Here is a 2,084-nt window from a genome sequence, read left to right on the forward strand (position 1 = left end):
GAACTCGGCCTGCTTGGCAGCCAGGAAGTAGCGGTGGATCGGATGGTCGACGTCGATGCCCACCCCGCCGTGCACGTGAACGATGGTGTGGGCCACCCGATGTCCGGCGTCGGCGGCCCAGAACGCCGCGGTGGCCACCTCGGTGTCGGCGGGCAATCCCTCGGCTACCCGCCAGGCGGCCTGGGTCAGCGTCAGCCGCAGCCCCAAGACGTCGATGTAGCCGTCGGCCAGCCGTTGCGACACGGCCTGGAAACTGCCGATCGGCCGGTCGAACTGCTGGCGGGTACGCGCGTATTCGGCGGTCAGCGCCAGCCCGCGTTCCAGCACGCCGAGCTGGTAGGCGCTGCGACCCAGCGCCTCCAGCACCCTGATGCGGTCGACCAGATCTCCACCGCCGACCCGCCGGCTGTTATCCACCTCGACGTCGGACAGCTCGAGGTGCCCGACGCTGCCCAGGCCGGTGGTCGCCAGCGCGGTCATCGAGACACCGGGATCGTCGGCGGCGACCAGAAACACCGCGACGCCGGAGTCGGTCTCGGCGGGCACCAGAAAGCCGTCAGCCACCGGGCCGTAACCGACCAGGGTTCGGGTGCCGGTGAGCCGGTAACCGGCAGTGGTGCCAGTAGTGCCAGTGGTGCCAGTGGTACCGATAGCCTGCATCGGGCCCTCGCCCATGTCGGCGGCCAGTGCGACGGTGAGGACCTTCTCGCCGTTGGCAGCGGGCGCGCCCCACCGTCGCCGAAGCTCCTCGGAGCAGAACCGGCCGAGCACGCCGGCGGCCAGCACCACCGACTCCAGATAGGGCACCGCGGCTAGCCCGCGGCCCAGCGCAACTAGCACCGCGGTCTGCTCCAGCACACCGAAGCCCCCGCCGCCCAGCGATTCCGGTGCGGCCGCCGACAGGATGTCCGCATCGGCAAGCTTGCGCCACAGCCTGCGGTCGAACCGTTGGTCGAGGGCGTCCAGCTGACGTTGGTGTTCGGGTGTGCAGACGGCATCGGTGATGCTGGCGGTCAAATCGCCGAGGTCGCGTGCCGCTTCGGTGGTGGAGAAATCCATCGGTGTCGTCCTTCGCAAGCGGTGGTCAGCGGTTGGTCAGCGGCTAGCTCGAGGCAGCCCCAGCGCCGCCATGGCGATGATGTCACGCTGGACTTCATTGGTGCCGCCGCCGAAGGTCAGGATCAAGCACGCCCGGTGCATCCGCTCCACCCGGCCGTGCAGCAGCGCGCCGGTCGAGCCATGACGCAGGGTCGCGGCGGTGCCCAGCACCTCCATCAGCAGCCGGTAGGCTTCGGTGGCCAGCTCGGTGCCGAACACCTTGGCGGCAGAGGCATCCGCCGGTGACGGCGTCGTCTCCGCCGCTGATGCCAGCTCCCAATTGATCAGCTTGAGCACCTCGACTTTTGCGTGCACCCGCGCCAGGTTGAGCTGCACCCATTCCGAGTCGATCAGCCGGGCACCACCGGAATCCTTGGTGTTCTGGGCCCACTCGCGAACCTGGTTGAGGCACATGATGATCGGCATCGCCGACACCAGTGCGACGCGTTCGTGGTTGAGCTGGTTGGTGATCAGCTTCCAGCCGCCGTTCTCCTCGCCGACCCGGTTGGCCACCGGCACCCGCACGTCGGAGTAGTAGGTGGCGCTGGTGTCGAGGCCGGCCATGGTGTGCACCGGCGTCCAGGCGAACCCTTCCGCGGTGGTGGGCACGATCAGCACCGAGATGCCACGGTGTTTCTTGGCTTCGGCGCTGGTACGCACCGCCAGCCAGACATAGTCGGCGTAGGCGATCAGCGAAGTCCACATCTTCTGCCCGTTGACGATGTAGTCGTCGCCGTCACGGACCGCGCTGGTGCGCAGGTTGGCCAGGTCGGTGCCGGCCCCCGGCTCGGAGTAGCCGATCGCGAAGTGCAGGTCCCCGGCGGCGATCTTGGGCAGGTAGAAGCTCTTCTGTTCCTCGGTGCCGAACGCCATGATGGTCGGGGCGACGCTGTTGATGGTCAGAAACGGCACCGGAGCGCCGGCGATCGCCGCCTCGTCGGTGAAGATCAACTGGTCCATCGCCGAGCGGGCCTGGCCGCCGTACT

General features: G+C 68.4%; 2 protein-coding genes. Both read right to left on the minus strand.

Translation table 11 applies throughout. The annotated features are described in order from the left end of the window. A partial coding sequence (locus AC2VOP_RS00905; protein ID WP_486959212.1) for an acyl-CoA dehydrogenase family protein occupies window positions 1-1,059 on the minus strand: 1,059 nt, incomplete at its 3' end. A 36-nt stretch (window positions 1,060-1,095) separates the two neighbouring features. Then, on the minus strand, window positions 1,096-2,084 hold a 989-nt coding region (locus AC2VOP_RS00910), incomplete at its 5' end, for an acyl-CoA dehydrogenase family protein (RefSeq protein WP_486959213.1).

The organism is Mycobacterium sp. TH-M106, from assembly GCF_057473765.1.